Origin of the sequence: Armatimonas sp., assembly GCF_043760365.1 — a bacterium.
Taxonomy (GTDB): Bacteria; Armatimonadota; Armatimonadia; order Armatimonadales; family Armatimonadaceae; genus Armatimonas.
Window position 1 is genome coordinate 1 of sequence record NZ_JAYUPA010000145.1, and the last position, 2,215, is coordinate 2,215.

The window sequence follows — 2,215 nt, forward strand, 5'->3', positions numbered from 1 at the left end:
CAGAAAGGAAACTGAGTGATGTTGCTCTTTTTTACGGAACTGCTCGTTCGTGGCACGGCTCTTTGCCTGCTCATTGCCCTAGCGCTCTTGCTCCTGCGCCGCGCCGCCGCCACCTACCGGCACCTGCTCTGCACATTGGCGCTCTGTGGCTTACTGACGTTGCCGCTGGTTCAGGAACTCTTGCCGCCCCTGCCGCTTTTGGAAGCCGCCAAGCCCTTTGCTATTGCCGCGCCCGTCGCGCCTGTTGTCATTTATGAACCCATTTCCCCGGCTCCAGAACCCATCCCCCAGTCCCTTCCCTCAGCACCCAGAGGGTACCCGGGAAGGGGAGAAGATCCACCCAAACCCTTCCTGGGACAGGGAGGGTGGCTTGGAGCGAAGAATGAGCGGAGAGCCGGGTGGGTTCTGGCTTGCTGGGCACTGGGAGCTACCCTACTGCTCGCTCGCCTTGCTGTGGCGCTGGTTCGGCTGCGTGGCCTGGCAACGCGAAGCCAGCGCACGACGCTCCTAGAAACAGAGATTCTGGTGAGCGGGATTGTCACCACGCCGCTGACCTGGGGCGTGCGTCGGCCCGTGATCTTGTTGCCCGCCGCGCTGCTTACGGGCGACCCTGCCGTCGCCGAGAGTGCTCTGCGCCACGAGAAAGCCCATATCGCCCGTCGCGACTGGCTCTGGCACTTGCTCGCCGAGGCTGTCTGCGCCCTCTGCTGGTTCCAACCCGGCGCGTGGTGGCTCCGTCGGCGGCTGCGGGCGGAGAGCGAGCGTGCCTGCGACGACCAGGTCTTGCTCTCGGGCGTCTCTGGCCCGGACTACGCGGCGCACCTGCTGGAGATTCTGAAGGCGGGCCGGGCCAGTGCCCTTGCACCGGGCATGGCGGCGGTGGGCAGCATGGAGCTGCGTGTTAAGCACATCCTCGACCCCAAAAAGCCGCGCCGCGCTCATGGCCTGCGCCTGGCTCTGACGGCAGTACTGGGCCTGATTCTGCTCCCCCTCGCCTCGCTTAAAGTCGCCGCCAAGCCCGGCGAGCGCCCGGTCAGTCGGTTGCAAGCGGCTGTTGAGCTGCTCGCGCCAAAGGTAGCTTTCCTGACACCCAGTGCGCTCCTGGCACAGGCGAGAGCGATACTTGTCGCTCCCAAACCGCTTGAACCTATGCCTCTTGTGGAGCCGACTCTTGCACAACCCAATGGGACACTTGCGATGCCACAACCGCTTGCCCCCCCTCAAGGTAGCCCTGCCACTGAGCCACCAGGCGCTCCCAAGGCCCCTGATACGACGATCTCGTTTAAAGATGTCCACTGGGGAACCGCCGTGGACGGGCTGGAGCCGGGCTTTCTACTGACAGGTGTCGCGGATATTCTAGACGAGCTGGGCACCTTGGAGATTGGCTACACAGCTCTGGTGCGCAATAAGACCAAGCAGCCCATCACGTTTCTGGTGCGCCTGCTGCAGTACGACGGCTACGACGTGCCCTACACGCGAAATAACACGGAGGATACCAAACCCCCAGGCCCGACCGAGCGTGCCAAGGGCGTGCGGCACACCGACCTGGGCCGGGATGCGGTCAATCTGATCACGCTGGCCCCAGGCGAGTCGGTCTTAGTTCCCGGCCAGGAGGCGCACCACAACCTCCGAGTCTTGATCGGGAGCGGCGATGGTGGCAAGAGTCCGTACTTCGCAAAAATTAAAGAGGGCATGGACATGCTCGTCCAGCCCCTCACGGTCTACCGCTCCCCCGACCTGACACAGTTGACACGCGATCTCGCTCGCTACTCCGTGACAAAGCTCGCTCCCGATGGCACGAGCCGCACCGAGAGTTCCGTACGGGTCAGCATGCCCGACAGTGGCGGCACGACGCTGGAAGCGCAGCTCTGGCTCTCTAAGATCAGGGGCACCTCTGCCGCTCCTGCCACATCCATCACGACGGAGGAACCGGGTGGGCCTATGATTCCGCTCGATAAAGTGGTCTGGAACAAGGCGGTGGACGGCTTGGAGGCGGGCTTGCTCCTCACCTCCAGCCCGCGGGTTCCAATGAACTCCAAGCTCACCTACCAGACTCTGGTGCGCAACACGTCCGACAAGCCCATCTCCTTCATGACACGCCTACTCCAGTACGAAGGCTACGATGTGCCGACCGTGGACGGCAAGCCGACCAAAGGCGCAAAGCGTGGCTACCCGGTTGATCCGCTCTACAGCGTCACGCTGGCACCCGGCGAGT

Annotated in this window: 1 protein-coding gene; it reads left to right on the forward strand. The window is 63.6% G+C overall.

Features of this window, described 5'->3' with window-relative positions; genetic code table 11:
• Positions 1 to 18 precede the first annotated feature (18 nt).
• On the forward strand, positions 19 to 2,215 hold a 2,197-nt coding region (locus ACH2EH_RS03705), incomplete at its 3' end, for a M56 family metallopeptidase (protein ID WP_395139089.1).